Raw genomic sequence first — 15,830 nt, forward strand, 5'->3', positions numbered from 1 at the left:
GAGAACGGGTCTTTCTTCTGGTGCCGAGGATGGGACTTGAACCCACACGCCTTGCGGCACTAGTCCCTGAAACTAGCGCGTCTACCAATTCCGCCACCTCGGCATCTTGGAAACTCCTTCGGCGCTCTTGAGCGCTTCCGTGAATCAGGCTTGCTTAATTTACAAGCCGCGCCGGATTCTGTCAAGTGGGGCCGCAGGTGGGCACAGGCAAAGGGGAACCTTCAGCCTGCCAGACACGGCTTCAGGCCGCTTCCAGCACAGAATGCACCCTGCGAGTCTGCTCTTGGCAGCTGTGCGGCGGCCATAAAAAAACCAGCCCTTAGGCTGGTCTGTAAATCTGAACTCTGGAAAGACTTACTTGACGATGCGCTGACCGCGGCGGATGCCCAGCTTGTCGGTCAGGGCGATGTAGCCGTCGTAGTCGGTGCGTTCCAGGTACTTCAGCAGGCGGCGGCGCTGGCCGTTCATCAGCTGCAGGCCACGCTGGCTATGCTTGTCCTTCTTGTTGGCCTGCAGGTGAGCGCTCAGGTTGTTGATCCGGGCGGTAAGTAGGGCCACCTGCACTTCGGTGCTGCCGGTGTCGGACGCGCCGCGCTGGTTGTCGGTAATTACTTGCTGTTTGTCAATCACGAATTATTCCTCCTGTGTTATGAAGTCCCGCGTGGAGCAGCCAGGGAAGGCCCCCACCGCGCCAGCGGCAAACGCCAGGGTAGCATGTGCCGCCGCGCCTGAGCAAGGCATTCTCCTTGACTTCTCAGGGGGTTGGCCCCTATCATTTTAAGGCCCCTGCTGGGGTGGCGGAATTGGTAGACGCGCACGCTTGAGGGGCGTGTGGTTCACACCGTGTGGGTTCAAGTCCCATCCTCAGCACCAGGTTTTTTGTCCGGCCCACCCCCTCGGTGGGCTTTTTTGTTGCCTTTTCCAGCGGCCGCCGCTGAGCATAGGCCCCGGTCAGGTAAGAATTTGAGCGGGCCCAGATTTGTCAGCTAGCGGGGCTCTGTGCTACTCTTTTCCCTGCATTGCTGGCGCAACGCGGCGAGTGAGATCTGAACCTGGTCAGAGTCGGAAGGCAGCAGCCATAAGGGTTATCATTCGGGTGCCGTTGCTTACTGGCAATGCTTTTTTTGTGCCTGTTCGCCGGCCATCGCCGCACAGGTCTGTGGGCTTTTGAGACTGCAAGATGTAAACAATAAAAGAGGCGCGGCCCGCCTATGTGGCGCCACGCCCTGAATGCTGTTTGGGGACTGGGCTTTATTCAGCGGCCTGGTAATTCCCACTCTTGCCGCCCGACTTGCTCAGCAGCCGGATGCCATCAATCTCTACCGCCTTGCTGACAGCCTTGAGCATGTCGTAGAGGTTGAGGGCCGCCACACTGACGGCTGTCAGTGCTTCCATCTCCACGCCGGTCTGTCCGGTGGTCCGCACAGTGGCCACAATACGAACCCCCCCAGGCTCCAGGCTCAGCTCAACCCGGCTGCCGCTGATAGGCAGCGGGTGGCACAGCAGCACCAGCTCGGCGGTGCGCTTGGCGCCCTGGATGCCGGCCAGCTGAGCCACCACCAGGGGGTCACCCTTGGGGGTGCGGCCAGCTTCCAGCGCGGCGCGGGCCTCGGGCGGCAGGCGGACCCAGCCCTCGGCGCTGGCCTCACGCTGGGTCACGGCCTTGTCCGAGACGTCCACCATGCGCGGCCGGCCATCCTGAAAATGGGTCAGTTCGCTGCTCAAGACTTCACGCTGCTGTCCGGGTCGCTGTCATCATCCGGCAGGTCCAGGTCGCGCAGGGCCGCGAAAGGGCTGTCGGCCTGGGCCGGGTGCGGCAGGTCATGTTCGTTCTCGACCGGCACGGCGGCCATGTGCTCGCAGGTACCTTCGTTGAGGTCCTGACCACACACCTGGCACAGACCTTTGCAGTCCGGGTCGTGCAGCACCACCAGTGGCAGGCTGACCAGCGCCGTTTCGGCCAGAAAGGCGCTCAGGTCCAGCCGCGTCTCTCCGAACATCAGCAGTTCCTCGCCGCTTTCGGCTTCTTCGATATACGGCACTTCCACATTCGGGTCGAAGCGCATCAACATGCCCAGTTTCAGGTCCAGCGGCACTTCCACGTCGCGCAGGCAACGGGCGCACTCGCTCTGGAGGGTAGGGCGAAAATACCCCTGCAAGTAAAAGTCGTCGCCGCCCACGCTGTTGATGTCCACCCGGTAGGGCGCCGGCTCGGCGAAGGACAGCAACTGCTCGCCGCCCTGTCCGTAGCGCAGCTCGGTCACTTCGCCCTCGGCATGGGCGTCCTGGCCGGTGCGCAGCAGCTGGCCAAGATGAATTTCAGGAAGAGGAGTCATATCAGTCATAGCCGCATGATAGGTCGTAGGGGCAGCGGTCAACTGAGCCGGACTCAACTAAAGCTAAGCCGCGTGCCAGCAGCCTCAGTCTTAGGCTGTCGGCGCGCGGCTTAGATAGGGTAAAAGTATCTCAGGCCAGCTGCACCACGCTGGCGTCCGAGATGGTCAGCTTGTGGGTCCGGGGGACTGTGCGGCCACCGCGCACCTCGGCCCGCAGGCCAATCAGACAGTCCTGCAGGCGGGTGGGCAGGTTGAGAATCTTGACCTCGGCGTCAATGACCGAATGCTCAACCTCGGCGCCGCGAATCTGGGTACCGCTGCCCACGCTGGTAAAAGGTCCGATGTAGGCGTCTTCAATCACCACGTTTTCGCCCAGCAGTACTGGCCCCACGATCTTGCTGCGGACCACCCGGCTGCTGGCCGGAATATGCACCCGGCCGGTGATCCGGCTGTCTTCTACCAAGCCCTCATTTACCGTTTCCAGGTTTTCCAGCAGCAGACGGTTGGCGTCCAGCAGGTCCTCGGGGCGGCCGGTGTCTTTCCACCAGCCGGCCACCTTTTGCCCGATCACCGGCTGCCCCGCTTCGATCAAGGCCTGGATGGCGTCGGTAATTTCGTACTCGCCGCGCGCCGAGGGCTGCAGGGTTTCCAAGCGGTCAAAAACAGCCGGCGTGAAGCAGTAAAAGCCGGCCACCGCCAGATTGCTGGGTGGGTTTTTGGGCTTTTCCACCAGCCGGACAATACGTTCGCCGTCCATTTCGGCTACGCCGAAAGCACTGGGATCTGCCACTTCAACCAGGGCAATCAGGGCTTCAGGGCGCAGTTCCTGAAAGTGCTGCACATAGGGGGCGACGCCGCCCTCAAACAGGTTGTCGCCCAGATAGACACAGAAATCGTCCTGGCCTACCCAATCTCGGGCAGTCAGGACGGCGTGACCCAGGCCCAGCTGGTCATGCTGGTCAATCAGCACGATCTCCATATCGGTGATCTGCTCCGTGACATGCTCAATCTCGTCGCGGGTAATATCGGAAACAACCACACCGACGCTCTCGATGCCGGCGGCACGCAGCGTATTGATAGCGTGCTGAATGATCGGTTCACCGGCCACCCGCAGCACGGGTTTGGGCCGCGTAAAGGTCAGGGGGCGCATACGTGTGCCCAGGCCAGCTGCAGGAATAATCGCTTTCATCCTTGGCAGTCTAAAACGCGCTTAAGAGTGACCTGGTGAAGGCAACCCAGGCCCAAATTTATGTTAAGACAATAAAAAACCCCCGCCGAAGCGGAGGTATTTGGTGACCCCAACGGGATTCGAACCCGTATCGCCACCTTGAAAGGGTGGTGTCCTAACCGTTAGACGATGGGGCCACACGCGCAGCTGATATTGCGTCAGACTGCCTTTCAAGGGGGTGCCATGCAGGCACCGGAAAATAGTAACACGGCTTTGGCAAGCCGTCAACAGGTGGCTGGGAAAGGGAAGTTTGCCGTCTGGGACGTCTCCCTAAGTAGAAAGCGCAGCGTAACCCACAGCGTGATGGCGGGCCTCAGCCATAATGTCTGGTATGGACTTCAACTCCTGGGAACCTGAAGATACGGCCCGCCGGCTGGCGATTATGTTCGCGACCAGCGTGGGCTCTTTTGCCTGGCTGGCGGTCTGGCTGGCCTATGAGCAGACGATCTGGATGGGCTTGCTGGCCGGTGCAGCGATTGCCTTCGTGCTCTATTGGCCGCTTTTCCTGATTCTGCGCCAGGTGATGCGCCGCTGAGGGCTGGCCCCAGGATTTGAGCGATTTATTGGCGTTTACCTCGCGGTAAAGCGCGGGGACGCAGTGATAGACTGTCATCCACTGCGTCCCCCTGAACCCTGACGGGGTCTTCAGGCCCAAGAGCGCAGGAAAGGAAAATCAGCATGACCGATCAAGATCAACGCCAGCCTGAAACCGAGACCCAGGCTGAGCCCCAGACCACCGCAGGCCAGAACACGGACCAGCCGAGCGACGCTGGCACACAGAATATGCCCAAAGAAGTACGCGACGTACTGCCCGAACTGCAGGGCGAAATTGACGAAGACCAGGTGCTGGACGCCCAGGAAGGCGACAGCGATATGGATGAGCTAGATCAGGATGACAGCGAAACTCCGGCGACCGAGTGGGCCGCTGGTGATGAAACTGATGACGACGAAGACGTCGAATTTGTTGATGTGGATGACCTGCTGGCCGTGATGGGTGATCTGCGCGAAATGCTGGAAGCACAGTCCAAGGAAATCCGTGGCCTGCGCCGCGAAATGCGCGATCTGCGCGACGCCGTGGGCTCGGGCCGTTCCGGTGGCCCCCGCAGCGACCGTGGCCCCCGTGATTTCGGTGGCCGTGATGGCGGCTTCCGCCCGCGTGGCGACCGCAATGACCGTGGCGGCCGTGACTTCGGTGGCCGCGACGGTGGTTTCCGCCCCCGTGAAGACCGCAGCGACCGTGGCCCCCGTGATTTCGGTGGCCGTGACGGCGGCTTCCGCCCGCGTGGCGACCGCAATGACCGTGGCGGCCGTGACTTCGGTGGCCGCGACGGTGGTTTCCGCCCCCGTGAAGACCGCAGCGACCGTGGCCCCCGCGATTTCGGCGGGCGTGATGGTGGTTTCCGTCCCCGCGAAGACCGTGGCGGCCGTGACTTCGGTAGCCGCGACGGTGGCTTCCGTCCCCGTGAAGACCGCAACGAGCGCGGTGGCCGTGACTTCGGTGGCCGTGATAATGGTGGAGATACCGCTTTCCGCCCCCGCGCCCGCGCAGATCGTGGCTGGGGCAACCGCGGCGGCGACGAGTCCTAAAACTCCTTAGCTTGAACTGAAAGGGTGGCCTATAAGGTCGCCTTTTTTGTTGCTGTCTCTGAAAGAGGGCTGAGACCTTAAGCTCCCCCGATACTGTCGTTACTGGGTCAGGCGGTCTCTTGCCTGCCTTTTGTTTTCCCTGCCTGAGTTGGCTAGAGAAAAGGTCATCCGTCTGTCTGAAATCCTATGCATTCCCTGTATAGTCAGACTCTTTCTAAATGTTCTTTTACTGGCCTAGTGTACTCTTTTTACGTGTTCTGGTGCAGGCAAAACCTTGATCTTTAGATCTAAGTTTGCCGGCCTGCCTCATTTGACTCACATCAAAGCGAATCTTTATTCATGATGATCTTAATTCCCTTTACAAGAGCAAAGTCACTGGTGGCAAGAGGCAACAAAAGATCATGAACAGGCTGTTTTCCTTTTTAATGTTGTTATCGGTTTCGCTCTCTGGCATAGCAGTTGCCGCTGCTCCGGGGCAGCTGGGTCTGGACGAGCGGATCAATAACGCTGTGTCTCCTATCAGTAGTGCCATCGCCAGAGTGGTGTTTTACACAGTGCCGGTGGCGGGAGCTGACCTCCCCTTGATCGTGGTGTGGCTGATTGCAGCGGCTCTTATTTTCACGATGTCTATGGGCTTCGTGAACATCAGCGGGTTTGGCCACGCCATTGATATTGTCCGCGGCAAGTACGACAGCCACTCCAATGGCCCCGGCGAGGTCAGCCATTTTCAGGCGCTGACCGCCGCCGTCAGCGTGGGTGGGCCGGGCGCCACCTTCTGGATGATTCTGGCTGGCCTGCTGGGCATGAGTACCAAGTTCGTGGAATGCACTCTGGGCGTGAAATACCGCCGTGAGAACCCCGACGGCACAGTTTCGGGTGGGCCGATGTTTTACCTGTCGCGTGGCCTGGCCGAGCGTGGCCTGGGCGGGCTGGGGACGGTGCTGGCGGCCATCTTCGCCATAGCGACCATCTTCGGCAGCCTGGGTGCCGGCAGCATGTTCCAGAGCAACCAGACCGTCTCGCAGCTGGTTTCTATGACTGGCGGTGCCGCTGGCCCGTTGGCGTCCTATAAGTGGCTGCTGAGTGTGGTCATCGCCCTGGTGGTGGGCGCGGTGATTATCGGTGGGATCAAGAGTATTGCGCGCGTAACCGACAAGCTGGTGCCGTTTATGGCCGGCCTGTATATCTTCGGTGCCCTGGCCGTACTGATCGCCAACGCCGGGCATATTCCCGAAGCCATCAGCTCAATCTTTTCGGGCGCTTTTTCGCCGCAGGGCATTACCGGCGGTGTGATCGGCGTGCTGATTCAGGGCATGCGCCGCGCCACTTTCTCCAACGAGGCCGGCATCGGTTCGGCGGCCATTGCCCACTCGGCGGTCAAGACCGACCGCCCCGTGACCGAAGGCTATGCCTCGCTGCTGGAGCCTTTTATTGACACCGTGGTGATCTGCACTATGACGGCCCTGACCCTGGTGGTCACTGGGGTATACACCAACAAGGACCTCTCGGGTGTCACCATGACCAGCGCTGCGTTCGACAGTGTGGTGCCCGGTTTCTCCTGGCTGGTGACCCTGGCCGTGATTCTTTTTGCGGTCAGCACCATCATCACCTGGTCGTATTACGGCAGCAAGGCGATTGCCTACCTGACCAATGAGAACCGCGGCGCCATTTTGGCCTATCAGGTCTTTTTCCTGCTGGCCACCGTGATCGGAGCCACCATGGACCTGAACTCCATCATCGATTTTTCCGATTCGATGATCTTCACGATGTCCATTCCCAACATCATCGGGCTGTATCTGCTGATGCCGGTGGTCAAGCGTGAGTTGAACGCTTACCGCGCCGACCTGCGGGCTGGCCGGATTCAGCGCACTGGCTGAACCCTGGCCGCTCCACAATAATCAAGCTCCCCGCCAGCAACGGCGGGGGCTTCTTTCTGCTAAAGCAAAGCCGGTTTCCCGGTGTCTTGCTGAAAGGCGCCTGGCGCTGTGGTCAGTCCAGAGACAGGTCCAGCACGTATTCCTCGGGTGTTTCGCCGCGCTGAAGCTGCACGGCCCGCACCATGTTCTGGTACATCAGGGCGCTGGTCAGCGGCCCCACGCCGCCCGGCACTGGTGTGATGGCGCGCACCACTTCCGCCACGGCCGGCTCGGCGTCACCGACCACGCCTTCATCGGTCACGTTGATGCCGGCGTCGATCACCACGTGGTGAGGCTGCACCTGCTCGGCCTTCAGCAGCCCACGGTGGCCGACGGCGACCACCACGGCGTCTTGCGGGCGCAGCAGCTCGGCCATGTCCCGGCTGTGCTGGTTGATCAGGGTAACCGTGGCACCGAAATTGTTCAGCATCCACACCAGCGGCCGGCCCACCGTGCGCCCAGGGCCGATCACGGCAATGCGCTTGCCCTGCAGGTCGTTGCCGAAAGCCTGCCGCAGCAGATAACGGACGCTGCGCGGTGTGGGCGGAAGCAGCACCGAGTTTTCCTGCCCGGCCGCCAGCCGCGAGAGGTTGGCCGGCGTCAGCCCCTCGATGTCCTTGCGGCGGCTGAGCTGCAAGAAGCTGTCCACCGTATCCAGCTGTGAGGCCAGCGGCAATTCCAGCATGATGCCGTGAATCTGGTCGTCGGCTGAGAGTTCTGCCAGCCTGCGGTCCAGCTCCTGCTGTGAGACGGCCGCGCCCAGGTCCAGCACCTCGTATTCCACGCCCAGTTTCTTGGCGCGGCGGGCCTTGGCCTGTGCGTACACCTGCGACGCCGGGTCGTCGGAAGCCAGTACGCTGACCAGGCGGGGAGCAAAGCCCTCCTGCGCCCAGCCGGCCAGCGCCTCGCTCACGTGGGCCAGCACCTGGGTTGCCAGCGGTTTTCCTTTGAGTCGCACCGTATCAGCCATCTCTGTCTTGTCCTGTTCTTCTTTCTGTCTTCTGCACGCGTTGCTTGCCTCCGCCGGCCACTCAGTGCCGGAAATGCCTTGAGCCGGTAAACACCATGCTGATTCCCAGCTCGCTGCAGGCGGCAATCACTTCCGGGTCGCGCTTGGCACCGCCGGGTTGCAGCACCGCCGTGACGCCCGCGCTGGCCGCCAGCCGCACCACATCGTCGAAGGGGAAGAAAGCTTCGGAGGCCATCACCGCGCCCTGGGCTGCTTCGCCGGCGTTGGTTACAGCTCGCTCGGCGGCCCAGATGCGGCTGACCGCGCCCGCGCCGAGGCCCACTGTCACGCCACCTTTGCATAGGGCGATGGCATTGGAGCGCGCGCCCTTGACCACTGCCCAGGCAAAGCGCAGGTCGGCCCATTCCTGCTCGGTGGGCTGGCGCTCGGTGACCACTTCGGGGCAGAGGTCGTCCCAGGGCCGGGCGTCGCTCTCCTGCACGGCAAAACCGCCGGTCAGCGGGCGCACGTCCAGCACGCTCACGCCCTCCGTCTCTCCCGCAATCAGCACCCGCAAGTCGGGTTTTTTCTGGGCGAACCATTCCACCGCGTCGGGCGTCACATCAGGCGCAATCAGCACTTCCAGGAAGGTGCCGCGCATGCTCTGGGCCGCTGCCAGGTCCACCGGCCGGCTGACCGCCACCACGCCGCCAAACACGCTGAGGGTATCGGCGTCGCGGGCGCGTTCCCAGGCGGTTTTCACGTCGGCAGCCACCGCCACGCCGCAGGGGTTGGCGTGCTTGACCGCCACGCACACGGCGCCTTCCTCCTGGGCGGCCAGGCTCTGGCACAGCGCCCAGGCTGCGTCGGCGTCGGCGTAGTTGTTGAAGCTCATCGGCTTGCCGGCCACCACCTGCGCGTCGATGACCGGGCCGCGCGCGCCGCCCCAGCGATAAATCGCGCCGGGCTGGTGCGGGTTTTCGCCGTAGCGCACCTGCGCGGTGCGGGTCAGGTTGAGGCCGAGGTGTGCGGGCAACTGCGTCGGCAGTTCGTCCGGTTCACCCGACAGATACGCCGTAATTGCCGCGTCGTACTCGGAGGTGTGGCGGTAGGCCTTGGCTGCCAGGCGGCGGCGCTCGGCGGGCGACACCTCGTCTTGCAGAGCCAGTGAGTAGTCGGCGGGGTCTACCAGCACCAATACGGCGTCATGGTTCTTGGCCGCCGAGCGAATCATGGCCGGGCCGCCAATGTCGATGTTCTCGATCACTTCGGGGTCAGGTGCGCCGCGCGCCACCGTTTCGCGGAAAGGGTAGAGGTTCACGCACACCAGGTCGATGGTGCCGATGCCGTGCAGTTCCAGCTGCTGCAGGTGCCCCGCTTCGCGCCGGGCCAGAATGCCGCCGTGGACGGCCGGGTGCAGGGTCTTGACCCGGCCGTCCAGCATTTCGGGAAAGCCGGTCAGGTCGCTGACGGCCCGCACGGTCAGGCCCGCCGCCTGCAGCACTTTCAGGGTGCCGCCGGTGCTGATCAGCTCCCAGCCGGCGTCGCTGAGCTGGTGGGCGAATTCGGTGATGCCGGTCTTGTCGCTGACGGACAGCAGGGCGCGCTTGGTGGGCATGATGAGTTTCCTCCTTAAAACTGGGACGTGGGGTAAGGATGGGCGGGCAAAAATGCCTTGGCAAAGCCGCCCGGCATGAAAAAGCGGATGGCGCCCCCAGCAGGGGACACCATCCGGCCCAGGCGCGCGGCCTCATTGCTTTTGCTGTGCAGCTTCCCCGTGGTCAGCCCACGTCGCGGCGCCAGTCACTGCCAGCTCTGACAGCCAATCTACCCCATCTGCCAGGGGCAGTGCCCAGGCCCGCTGCGGCAGATCTCAGTTGGCGTTGCCCGAGCCGTCGGGGCTGGGGTTGCTCAGCGGGTCAGTGCTGGCAGCGGTTTCGCCGTTGGCCGCTGCACCGGCGCTCTGGCCGCCCATCAGTTCTTCTAGCCGGGCCAGCACGTCACGTTCCTTGTCATTAATCTGCTCGCCGCCGATGCCCAGAAAGCCACCTTCCTTGGCTGCTTCGGCCACCCGCTGGGCCACGGTACGCAGCATGTCCCGGTAGCTCGCGGCGTCTTCCGGGCTGGTTTTGCTGTCGACCAGCCACAGGGCCTGGCGCACGCCTTCCAGTGTCTTCTCCACCGCTTCTTCCATGTTGGTGATGCGGCCCTGCTCGTCCTGCTGCAGGCCCTCGGGCGGTCCGGCCACCAGGTCGGCGGCAATGGCTTCCATCAGAGGAGTGCGGGGATTCTTACTCACCTCTTCGCGCACGCCTTTGACGATGGCGCTCATTTCGGCCACCAGACCGGTGACGCCACTGGGGCTGGCGGCCACCACGGCGGCGCCCGCGTTGCCGGCCCCGGTCATCACTTTCATCCATTCGTCGCTGCTGAAGTTGGACTTGACGCTCTGATTGGTCATGCCCGCACCCTAATCCGGCCGGCCAGCTCCGCGCGTAAGAGAGGCTAGCGAAAGTGTTTAGATATACGTTTAGGTACCTGTCTCCGGCGCCAACGCTTAATGCTGGTGCGGCCGGGGCCACACGTCGGGCACCGGATCATAGCCGCCCTTAAACAGCGGGTTACAACGGAAAAAGCGCCAGAAGGCCAGCCAGCTGCCCTTGAGGGCGCCGTGTTTTTGCAGGGCAGTCACCGCGTAGCTGGAACAAGTCGGGGTAAAGCGGCAGGTAGGGGCGGGCTTGCGCGGCGACAGTTCCCGCTGATACCAGCGCACCGCACCGATCAGCAGCGACGCGGCCGGGCTGGGGGCTGGCGTTCCCGTTTCGGCAGGTCCGCTCACCGCTCGCCTCCTGGACGGGCCGGACGGCCGGGAGTTTTCCGGCGTTTGCCGCTGCGCTTTACCTGCTCCGGCACCTGTAAGAGCGCGGCTGCCAGTGCCTGCTGCAACTCGGTAAAGGGAGCGTGTAGCGCGGCTTCAGTGGGAAAGAGGATGGCCCGGCAGGCCGGCAGCGGCTGGCCCTGCTGCGGCAGTGTCCGCAGGGCCTCGCGCACCCGGCGGCGCACCCGGTTGCGGTCCACGGCATGCTTCAGCACCTTTTTGGGCACCACGATGCCGATCTGGGCGGCCGGTCGCCAGGGCTGCCCGTGGCGGGGACGGTAACCGGTCACCTTGAGGCTAAACAGTGCATACCGCAGGGACGCGCCCTGACGGCGCACCCGGCGGAATTCCTTGTCGCCCTTCAAAGAGCGCAGCGCCACCCCGCCGTGCTGGGGGGTGGCGCTGCCCTGCGGTGACGGGCTGGCCTGATCAGGAAGCACAGCGCTGACTCTGCGGGTTACTGCTCGTCGCTGACGGTCAGGCGGGCGCGGCCCTTGGCGCGGCGGCGGGCCAGAATGTTGCGGCCGGCTTTGGTCTTCATGCGGGCGCGGAAACCGTGGGTCTTGGCGCGCTTGCGGCGGTTGGGTTGGTAGGTACGCTTCATGAATTCTCTCCTGGGGCTTTCGCCCGGTTAGATTTCCGGCGCTCAGGGCCGGAGGGGTTTTTTCTTGCGCAGGCGGGCCGGGGCACCAGTCCCCGCGCGGGCAGTCTGAAGGGTGGCGGCACCTTTCAGCTGTTCCTCTGGGTTTTCTACCGGGACAGAGCCGGCAAGGTCCCCCATGAGGGCAAACTGGAAAATGCTAGCACATCGCACACCTGAGCGTCCGTGACTGGGGCCCCTGCCGGGGCCAGCTGTGCATTACGGAACCCGCCAGGTTTCCCGCTCGGTCACGATCCAGTGCAGGGGAATGTCGTGGGTCTCGCAGGGTACGGCGTCCAGCAGCAGCGCCACAGCTGTCACGCCGATGGTAGGGCCCTGAAAGCCGGCCAAAAAGCGGTCGTAAAAGCCGCCGCCGTAGCCCAGACGGATGCCGCGGCGGTCGAAAGCCAGCGCCGGCAGTACCACGGCGTCCACCTCGCTGGGCGGCACCTGCGGCGTGTCCCGGGGAGGCTGCAACACCCCCAGCGGGCTGACCTCGCTGGCGCTGTCCCACTCATGCAGGGTGAGGTGCCGCTCGGGGCACACCCGGGCGCGGGTGGTCAGCAGCCGGAAGTGGCCCCGTAGCCCGCTGAGATCCGGCTCGCCGGGCAGCGCGTGATACGCCAGCACTGTTTCTGCGCCCAACTGCCGCAGCAGTTCAGCTGTATATCCGGTAATGGCGGCCGACACATCCGGCTGAGCGGCCCGCTGTTGCCGGGCCCACTGCCGCCACTCGGATTTGCCAGCTTGGAGCGACGGGGGCGCAGAAAAAGTCATGCCTACATGATGCCAGAAAGGGCTGGCCAGCCGGGTCAGGACGGCGCAGTCTGGTCAGCCCGGACAGCAACAATTACATAAAGTTTATAGAGTAATGTTATCTTAAGAGAAGCTTTAGAGGTAGAAATCTGAAAGAATATAGGTGGGGGGAGAAAACATGACGGCAGACAACCTCGAACGCTACATCCTGCTGGTTGACGACGACCCCAACGACCGTGAGCTGGCGCGGATCGTTTTTACCGAGCTGGGCGAAGAAAGCTGCGCGCCGGCCGAGGTGCAGATCATGTCGGGCGGCCAAGAAGCGCTGGATTTCCTGACCCGGTTGGCCGCCCAGCCCGAGCAGCTGCCGGACGTGGTGCTGCTGGACCTGAACATGCCGCAGGTGGACGGTCTGAGCGTGCTGCGCAGCATTCGTCAGAACCCGGCCACGGCCACCCTGCCGGTGGTGATGCTTAGCACCAGCCGCGAGCGCAGCGACGTGCAGCGCTCATACGCGCTGGGAGCCAACGCCTACGTGGTCAAGCCGCTGGATTACGACCGTTTCCGCCACACCATTTCCAGTGTGATGAACTTCTGGGCCGGCCAGAATCAGGTCAACCACCAGCTGTCCTGACTGGCTGCTTTGCTGCCCTCACTTTTTTGCCGGCAGCCGCAGCAGGCTGTATAAATGCGCCTCTATCCGCCGCCCATGCCGGCGCACGGTCAGCGCGGCATAGTGGGGCCATGACGATACAGGTGGGGCAATGATGAACATCTGGCTGGGCTGCGGCGGGTATTCCAACGACGACTGGACCGCCGAGGGCCTGATTTACGAAGGGGTCAAAAAAGACGCCTATCTGCAGGCTTATGCTGAGCACTTCACGGCGGTTGAGCTGAACAGCTCCTTTTACGCCATTCCCGGCATCAAGGCGTTCGAGGGCATGGTGCGGCGGGTGGGCCGGCGTGATTTCCGGATGGCGGTCAAGCTGAATAAGGTCTTTACCCACGAACGCGCCCCACAAGACAGCGACTATGACCGGATGCTGCAAAGCCCCGAGCCGCTGCGTGACGCCGGTATGATGGGGCCGTATCTGGCGCAGTTTCCCTATTCTTTTCACCGTACCCGTGACAACCGGCTGTATCTGGCCGAGCTGACCGAGCGCTTCGCCGGGCACGAGCTGGCAGTGGAACTGCGGCACGCCAGCTGGGACCGCCCCGAGGTGCGTGAAGGGATGGCCGAATACGGTGTTATCTGGGTGAGCCCGGATTATCCGCCGGTGGGCGGCATGCCCGAGCCACAGGTACACGTGACCGGCGAGGTGGGCTATCTGCGCCTGCACGGCCGCAACGAAGGGAGCTGGTGGGAAGGCCAGAGCGCCGCCGAGCGCCACGACTACCGCTACAGCCGGGCCGAGATGGACGAATGGGCCGAGAAAATCGCGCTGGTAGAAGGTGACCTCAGCGAACTGTACGTGTTTTTCGAGAACACCACCAAGGGCCACGCCCTGCACAACATTCCGATGCTGCGCGAGGCGCTGGAAGCCCGCGGCCTAAGCGTGGTGACGCCGGTGCCGGCCGACCTGGGCCGGCTGCTCTGAAGCTATGCCCTGGCGTGCCCCTGGTCTGACCGCTGCCGGGCTTCAGGAACGGTCCAGCCACGCTTCGGCGCGCTTGAGGGCAGAGACGATCAGGAAGGCCACGATGACCATCAGGGTCCAGGCCAGCCATTTGCCGGCGTCCACTGGCTGCCAGCCGCCCTGCTGGTGCGGGTAGACCCAGGCGCCCAGCAGGGTGCCCAGGTTTTCGGCCACGTACACCGCCAGACCGATCAGGCCAAAAGAAATCAGCAGCGGCATTTCCAGGCGCTGCCCCAGCAAGGTGAACCTCACCCACGTGCGGGCATAGGCCAGGACGATCAGGCCGCTGATAACCCAGCGCAGATCAGGGCCGAAATGATGCGTGAAGAAGTTGAGGTAGGCTGCGGCAGCCAGTGCCACCTGCACCCACACTGGCGGCGCCATGTAGCTGCCCACGCTGGCGTACATGAACCCGGCGTACAGCGGCACCCCCGCCACCACGCTCAGGCCGGCGGCGTCGTAGCTCCAGCTGCCACGCTGCACCTTGAACACTTCCAGTGCGAAGCCCAGCAGGTGAAACAGCCCCAGGGCCGCCGCCTCGCGCGCCGTCTCGAAGCGGGTCAAGAGCAGCCCGGCCTGCACCAGCAGCACGCCCAGCAGCATGGCGTCGGCGCGGGCCAGAGGAAAACCGGGCGGCAGGGCGTCTGTCAGGGCCAGCAGGCTCACCACCAGAAAGGCGAAGAGGCTGCACAGCGCCTGAAGGCGTACAAATTCCAGCAGCAGCGCCCCCGCGCCTGGGCGGGGCCGGGCTTCAGTCACGGGCGTCCAGCACATCGTCCGGGACGCCGGCAATGGCCTGATCCAGCACCTCGATGCCGGCCTCGTTCCTGTGTCCCAGTTCGCTGAGGGTGCGCTTGTAGTGCCGGGCGCCCGGCTTCCCGGCAAACAGGCCCAGGGTGGCCTTGGTGAGGTGGTGAAAGCTCTGCCCGGCTGCCAGCCCGGCGACCACGTAGGGCCGGAAGCGCGTCAGCACCTCGCGGCGGGTGGGCGGCGTCACGTCCTCGCCGAAGATATCGCGGTCGGCCCGGGCCAGCAGATAGGGCGTCTGGTAGGCGGCGCGGCCTATCATCACGCCGTCGGCCCAGGCGAGGTGTTCCTGCGCTTCGGCCAGGGTCTGCACGCCGCCGTTGAGGACGATGGTCAGCTCCGGAAAGTCCTGCTTTAGTCGCTGCACGACCTCGTAGCGCAGCGGCGGAATCTCGCGGTTTTCCTTGGGGCTGAGACCTTTGAGCCAGGCTTTGCGGGCATGCACCGTAAAGGTGCGGCAGCCGGCAGCGGCCACCGTATCCACGAAAGCGTGCAGTTCCTCGTAGCTGTCACGGTCGTCAATACCAATGCGGTGCTTGACCGTGACTGGCAGGCTGGTGGCGGCCTGCATGGCGGTCACGGCGCGGGCCGCCACGTCCGGCGTGCCCATCAGCACCGCTCCGAAAGCCCCGTTCTGCACCCGGTCGCTGGGGCAACCGCAGTTGAGGTTCACCTCGTCATAGCCCCAGTCCTGCGCCAGGGCAGCACTCTGGGCCAGCGCGCCGGGGTCGCTGCCGCCCAGTTGCAGCGCCAGCGGATGCTCGCTCTGCCCGAAATCCAGGTGGCGCGCCCGGTCGCCGTGCAGCAGGGCGCCGGTGGTGACCATCTCGGTGTACAGCAGGGTGCGCCCGGTCAGGCAGCGGTGAAAAGCGCGGCAGTGCCGGTCAGTCCAGTCCAGCATCGGCGCCACCGACAGCCGGTGAGCGGGCCAGGAACCAGGCAGAATCGGGACAGACGGAGCGGCGGGGGCAGGCTGACTCATGCGCTCAGCAGTGTACTGTCCGGCCCCTGCGCCCAAAGGTCAGGACGCCCCAAAGAGGGCCGGGGCCTGAAGAGCGCTGCACTGAAAGAAGCCTGTTAGAGCGGGGGCGCCAGT

Annotated in this window: 18 protein-coding genes, 3 tRNA genes, 1 other RNA gene and 1 riboswitch; of the genes, 7 read left to right on the plus strand and 15 right to left on the minus strand. The window is 63.8% G+C overall.

Features of this window, described 5'->3' with window-relative positions; translation table 11 throughout:
• Positions 1-18: 18 nt before the first annotated feature.
• Together OCI36_RS09580 and rpsO are read right to left on the minus strand one after the other, a co-directional pair.
• Positions 19-103 (minus strand) — tRNA-Leu (locus tag OCI36_RS09580).
• A 251-nt stretch (positions 104-354) separates the two neighbouring features.
• Entirely contained in the window at positions 355-630 is a 276-nt protein-coding gene (gene rpsO, locus OCI36_RS09585) for a 30S ribosomal protein S15 (RefSeq protein WP_261664849.1), read from the minus strand.
• A gap of 158 nt (positions 631-788) precedes the next feature.
• On the opposite strand from rpsO, the gene OCI36_RS09590 reads away from it, so the two are divergent.
• Positions 789-873, plus strand: a tRNA-Leu gene (locus OCI36_RS09590).
• Positions 874-1,019: 146 nt separating this feature from the next.
• Positions 1,020-1,119: signal recognition particle sRNA small type (ffs, locus tag OCI36_RS09595), an RNA gene on the plus strand.
• A 132-nt stretch (positions 1,120-1,251) separates the two neighbouring features.
• On the opposite strand, the gene moaC is transcribed toward ffs, so the two are convergent.
• The 4 genes from moaC to OCI36_RS09615 all read right to left on the minus strand — a co-directional run bounded on the left by moaC (position 1,252) and on the right by OCI36_RS09615 (position 3,701).
• Positions 1,252-1,725 carry a cyclic pyranopterin monophosphate synthase MoaC gene (gene moaC / locus OCI36_RS09600; protein WP_261664850.1) on the minus strand — a complete coding sequence of 158 codons (474 nt, stop codon included), beginning with the start codon at positions 1,723-1,725 and terminating at the stop codon, positions 1,252-1,254.
• Complete coding sequence (locus OCI36_RS09605) at positions 1,722-2,336, minus strand: YceD family protein (protein ID WP_261664907.1); 615 nt, start codon at positions 2,334-2,336, stop codon at positions 1,722-1,724. The genes moaC and OCI36_RS09605 overlap by 4 nt, the downstream gene beginning before the upstream one ends.
• A gap of 130 nt (positions 2,337-2,466) precedes the next feature.
• On the minus strand, positions 2,467-3,525 hold the full coding sequence (locus OCI36_RS09610) for a glucose-1-phosphate thymidylyltransferase (RefSeq protein ID WP_261664851.1): 1,059 nt from the start codon (positions 3,523-3,525) through the stop codon (positions 2,467-2,469).
• 101 nt (positions 3,526-3,626) lie between these two features.
• Positions 3,627-3,701: transfer RNA gene (locus OCI36_RS09615), tRNA-Glu, on the minus strand.
• A 194-nt stretch (positions 3,702-3,895) separates the two neighbouring features.
• On the opposite strand from OCI36_RS09615, the gene OCI36_RS09620 reads away from it, so the two are divergent.
• The 3 genes from OCI36_RS09620 (at position 3,896) to OCI36_RS09630 (ending at position 7,028) form a co-directional block, all read left to right on the plus strand.
• The gene (locus OCI36_RS09620; RefSeq protein ID WP_261664852.1) at positions 3,896-4,099 is read left to right on the plus strand and encodes a hypothetical protein; all 204 of its coding nucleotides are present in this window, start codon (positions 3,896-3,898) and stop codon (positions 4,097-4,099) included.
• Positions 4,100-4,242: 143 nt separating this feature from the next.
• Positions 4,243-5,151: a hypothetical protein gene (locus OCI36_RS09625; protein ID WP_261664853.1), complete on the plus strand. Its 909-nt coding sequence runs from the start codon at positions 4,243-4,245 to the stop codon at positions 5,149-5,151.
• A gap of 425 nt (positions 5,152-5,576) precedes the next feature.
• On the plus strand, positions 5,577-7,028 hold the full coding sequence (locus OCI36_RS09630) for an alanine/glycine:cation symporter family protein (protein WP_261664854.1): 1,452 nt from the start codon (positions 5,577-5,579) through the stop codon (positions 7,026-7,028).
• 112 nt (positions 7,029-7,140) lie between these two features.
• Here OCI36_RS09630 and OCI36_RS09635 read toward each other — a convergent pair whose 3' ends face one another.
• The 7 genes from OCI36_RS09635 to OCI36_RS09665 form a co-directional block, all read right to left on the minus strand.
• Entirely contained in the window at positions 7,141-8,037 is an 897-nt protein-coding gene (locus OCI36_RS09635) for a bifunctional 5,10-methylenetetrahydrofolate dehydrogenase/5,10-methenyltetrahydrofolate cyclohydrolase (protein ID WP_261664855.1), read from the minus strand.
• 61 nt (positions 8,038-8,098) lie between these two features.
• Entirely contained in the window at positions 8,099-9,634 is a 1,536-nt protein-coding gene (gene purH / locus OCI36_RS09640; RefSeq protein ID WP_261664856.1) for a bifunctional phosphoribosylaminoimidazolecarboxamide formyltransferase/IMP cyclohydrolase, read from the minus strand.
• Positions 9,635-9,743: 109 nt separating this feature from the next.
• Positions 9,744-9,833: riboswitch (ZMP/ZTP riboswitch) on the minus strand.
• A 56-nt stretch (positions 9,834-9,889) separates the two neighbouring features.
• The gene (locus tag OCI36_RS09645) at positions 9,890-10,477 is read right to left on the minus strand and encodes a hypothetical protein (RefSeq protein WP_261664857.1); all 588 of its coding nucleotides are present in this window, start codon (positions 10,475-10,477) and stop codon (positions 9,890-9,892) included.
• A gap of 96 nt (positions 10,478-10,573) precedes the next feature.
• Complete coding sequence (gene yidD, locus OCI36_RS09650; protein WP_261664858.1) at positions 10,574-10,855, minus strand: membrane protein insertion efficiency factor YidD; 282 nt, start codon at positions 10,853-10,855, stop codon at positions 10,574-10,576.
• The gene (gene rnpA / locus OCI36_RS09655; protein WP_261664859.1) at positions 10,852-11,334 is read right to left on the minus strand and encodes a ribonuclease P protein component; all 483 of its coding nucleotides are present in this window, start codon (positions 11,332-11,334) and stop codon (positions 10,852-10,854) included. The genes yidD and rnpA overlap by 4 nt, the downstream gene beginning before the upstream one ends.
• 17 nt (positions 11,335-11,351) lie before the next feature.
• Positions 11,352-11,498 (minus strand): 50S ribosomal protein L34, encoded by a 147-nt coding sequence (gene rpmH, locus OCI36_RS09660; RefSeq protein ID WP_013613842.1) that lies wholly within the window; start codon positions 11,496-11,498, stop codon positions 11,352-11,354.
• 255 nt (positions 11,499-11,753) lie between these two features.
• On the minus strand, positions 11,754-12,311 hold the full coding sequence (locus OCI36_RS09665) for a 5-formyltetrahydrofolate cyclo-ligase (RefSeq protein ID WP_261664860.1): 558 nt from the start codon (positions 12,309-12,311) through the stop codon (positions 11,754-11,756).
• Positions 12,312-12,468: 157 nt separating this feature from the next.
• Here OCI36_RS09665 and OCI36_RS09670 point away from each other — a divergent pair, with 157 nt between their 5' ends.
• Positions 12,469-12,924, plus strand: a complete 456-nt coding sequence (locus OCI36_RS09670; RefSeq protein ID WP_261664861.1) for a response regulator — start codon at positions 12,469-12,471, stop codon at positions 12,922-12,924.
• A gap of 133 nt (positions 12,925-13,057) precedes the next feature.
• A complete protein-coding gene (locus OCI36_RS09675) occupies positions 13,058-13,888 on the plus strand; it encodes a DUF72 domain-containing protein (RefSeq protein WP_261664908.1) in 831 nt (276 codons plus the stop codon).
• Positions 13,889-13,930: 42 nt separating this feature from the next.
• On the opposite strand, the gene OCI36_RS09680 is transcribed toward OCI36_RS09675, so the two are convergent.
• Together OCI36_RS09680 and dusA are read right to left on the minus strand one after the other, a co-directional pair.
• Entirely contained in the window at positions 13,931-14,686 is a 756-nt protein-coding gene (locus tag OCI36_RS09680) for a DUF817 domain-containing protein (protein WP_261664862.1), read from the minus strand.
• Positions 14,679-15,716 (minus strand): tRNA dihydrouridine(20/20a) synthase DusA, encoded by a 1,038-nt coding sequence (gene dusA / locus OCI36_RS09685; RefSeq protein ID WP_261664863.1) that lies wholly within the window; start codon positions 15,714-15,716, stop codon positions 14,679-14,681. The genes OCI36_RS09680 and dusA overlap by 8 nt, the downstream gene beginning before the upstream one ends.
• Positions 15,717-15,830 lie beyond the last annotated feature (114 nt).

Origin of the sequence: Deinococcus sp. Marseille-Q6407, from assembly GCF_946848805.1 — a bacterium.
Lineage (GTDB): Bacteria > Deinococcota > Deinococci > Deinococcales > Deinococcaceae > Deinococcus.

Bases quoted from the DNA above. Each gene is read 5' to 3' on its own strand.
- OCI36_RS09605 (WP_261664907.1), bottom strand. From the start codon at position 2,336: ATGACTCCTCTTCCTGAAATTCATCTTGGCCAGCTGCTGCGCACCGGC.
- OCI36_RS09610 (WP_261664851.1), bottom strand. From the start codon at position 3,525: ATGAAAGCGATTATTCCTGCAGCTGGCCTGGGCACACGTATGCGCCCC.
- OCI36_RS09620 (WP_261664852.1), top strand. From the start codon at position 3,896: ATGGACTTCAACTCCTGGGAACCTGAAGATACGGCCCGCCGGCTGGCG.
- OCI36_RS09625 (WP_261664853.1), top strand. From the start codon at position 4,243: ATGACCGATCAAGATCAACGCCAGCCTGAAACCGAGACCCAGGCTGAG.
- OCI36_RS09630 (WP_261664854.1), top strand. From the start codon at position 5,577: ATGTTGTTATCGGTTTCGCTCTCTGGCATAGCAGTTGCCGCTGCTCCG.
- OCI36_RS09635 (WP_261664855.1), bottom strand. From the start codon at position 8,037: ATGGCTGATACGGTGCGACTCAAAGGAAAACCGCTGGCAACCCAGGTG.
- purH (WP_261664856.1), bottom strand. From the start codon at position 9,634: ATGCCCACCAAGCGCGCCCTGCTGTCCGTCAGCGACAAGACCGGCATC.
- OCI36_RS09645 (WP_261664857.1), bottom strand. From the start codon at position 10,477: ATGACCAATCAGAGCGTCAAGTCCAACTTCAGCAGCGACGAATGGATG.
- rpmH (WP_013613842.1), bottom strand. From the start codon at position 11,498: ATGAAGCGTACCTACCAACCCAACCGCCGCAAGCGCGCCAAGACCCAC.
- OCI36_RS09665 (WP_261664860.1), bottom strand. From the start codon at position 12,311: ATGACTTTTTCTGCGCCCCCGTCGCTCCAAGCTGGCAAATCCGAGTGG.
- OCI36_RS09670 (WP_261664861.1), top strand. From the start codon at position 12,469: ATGACGGCAGACAACCTCGAACGCTACATCCTGCTGGTTGACGACGAC.
- OCI36_RS09675 (WP_261664908.1), top strand. From the start codon at position 13,058: ATGAACATCTGGCTGGGCTGCGGCGGGTATTCCAACGACGACTGGACC.
- dusA (WP_261664863.1), bottom strand. From the start codon at position 15,716: ATGAGTCAGCCTGCCCCCGCCGCTCCGTCTGTCCCGATTCTGCCTGGT.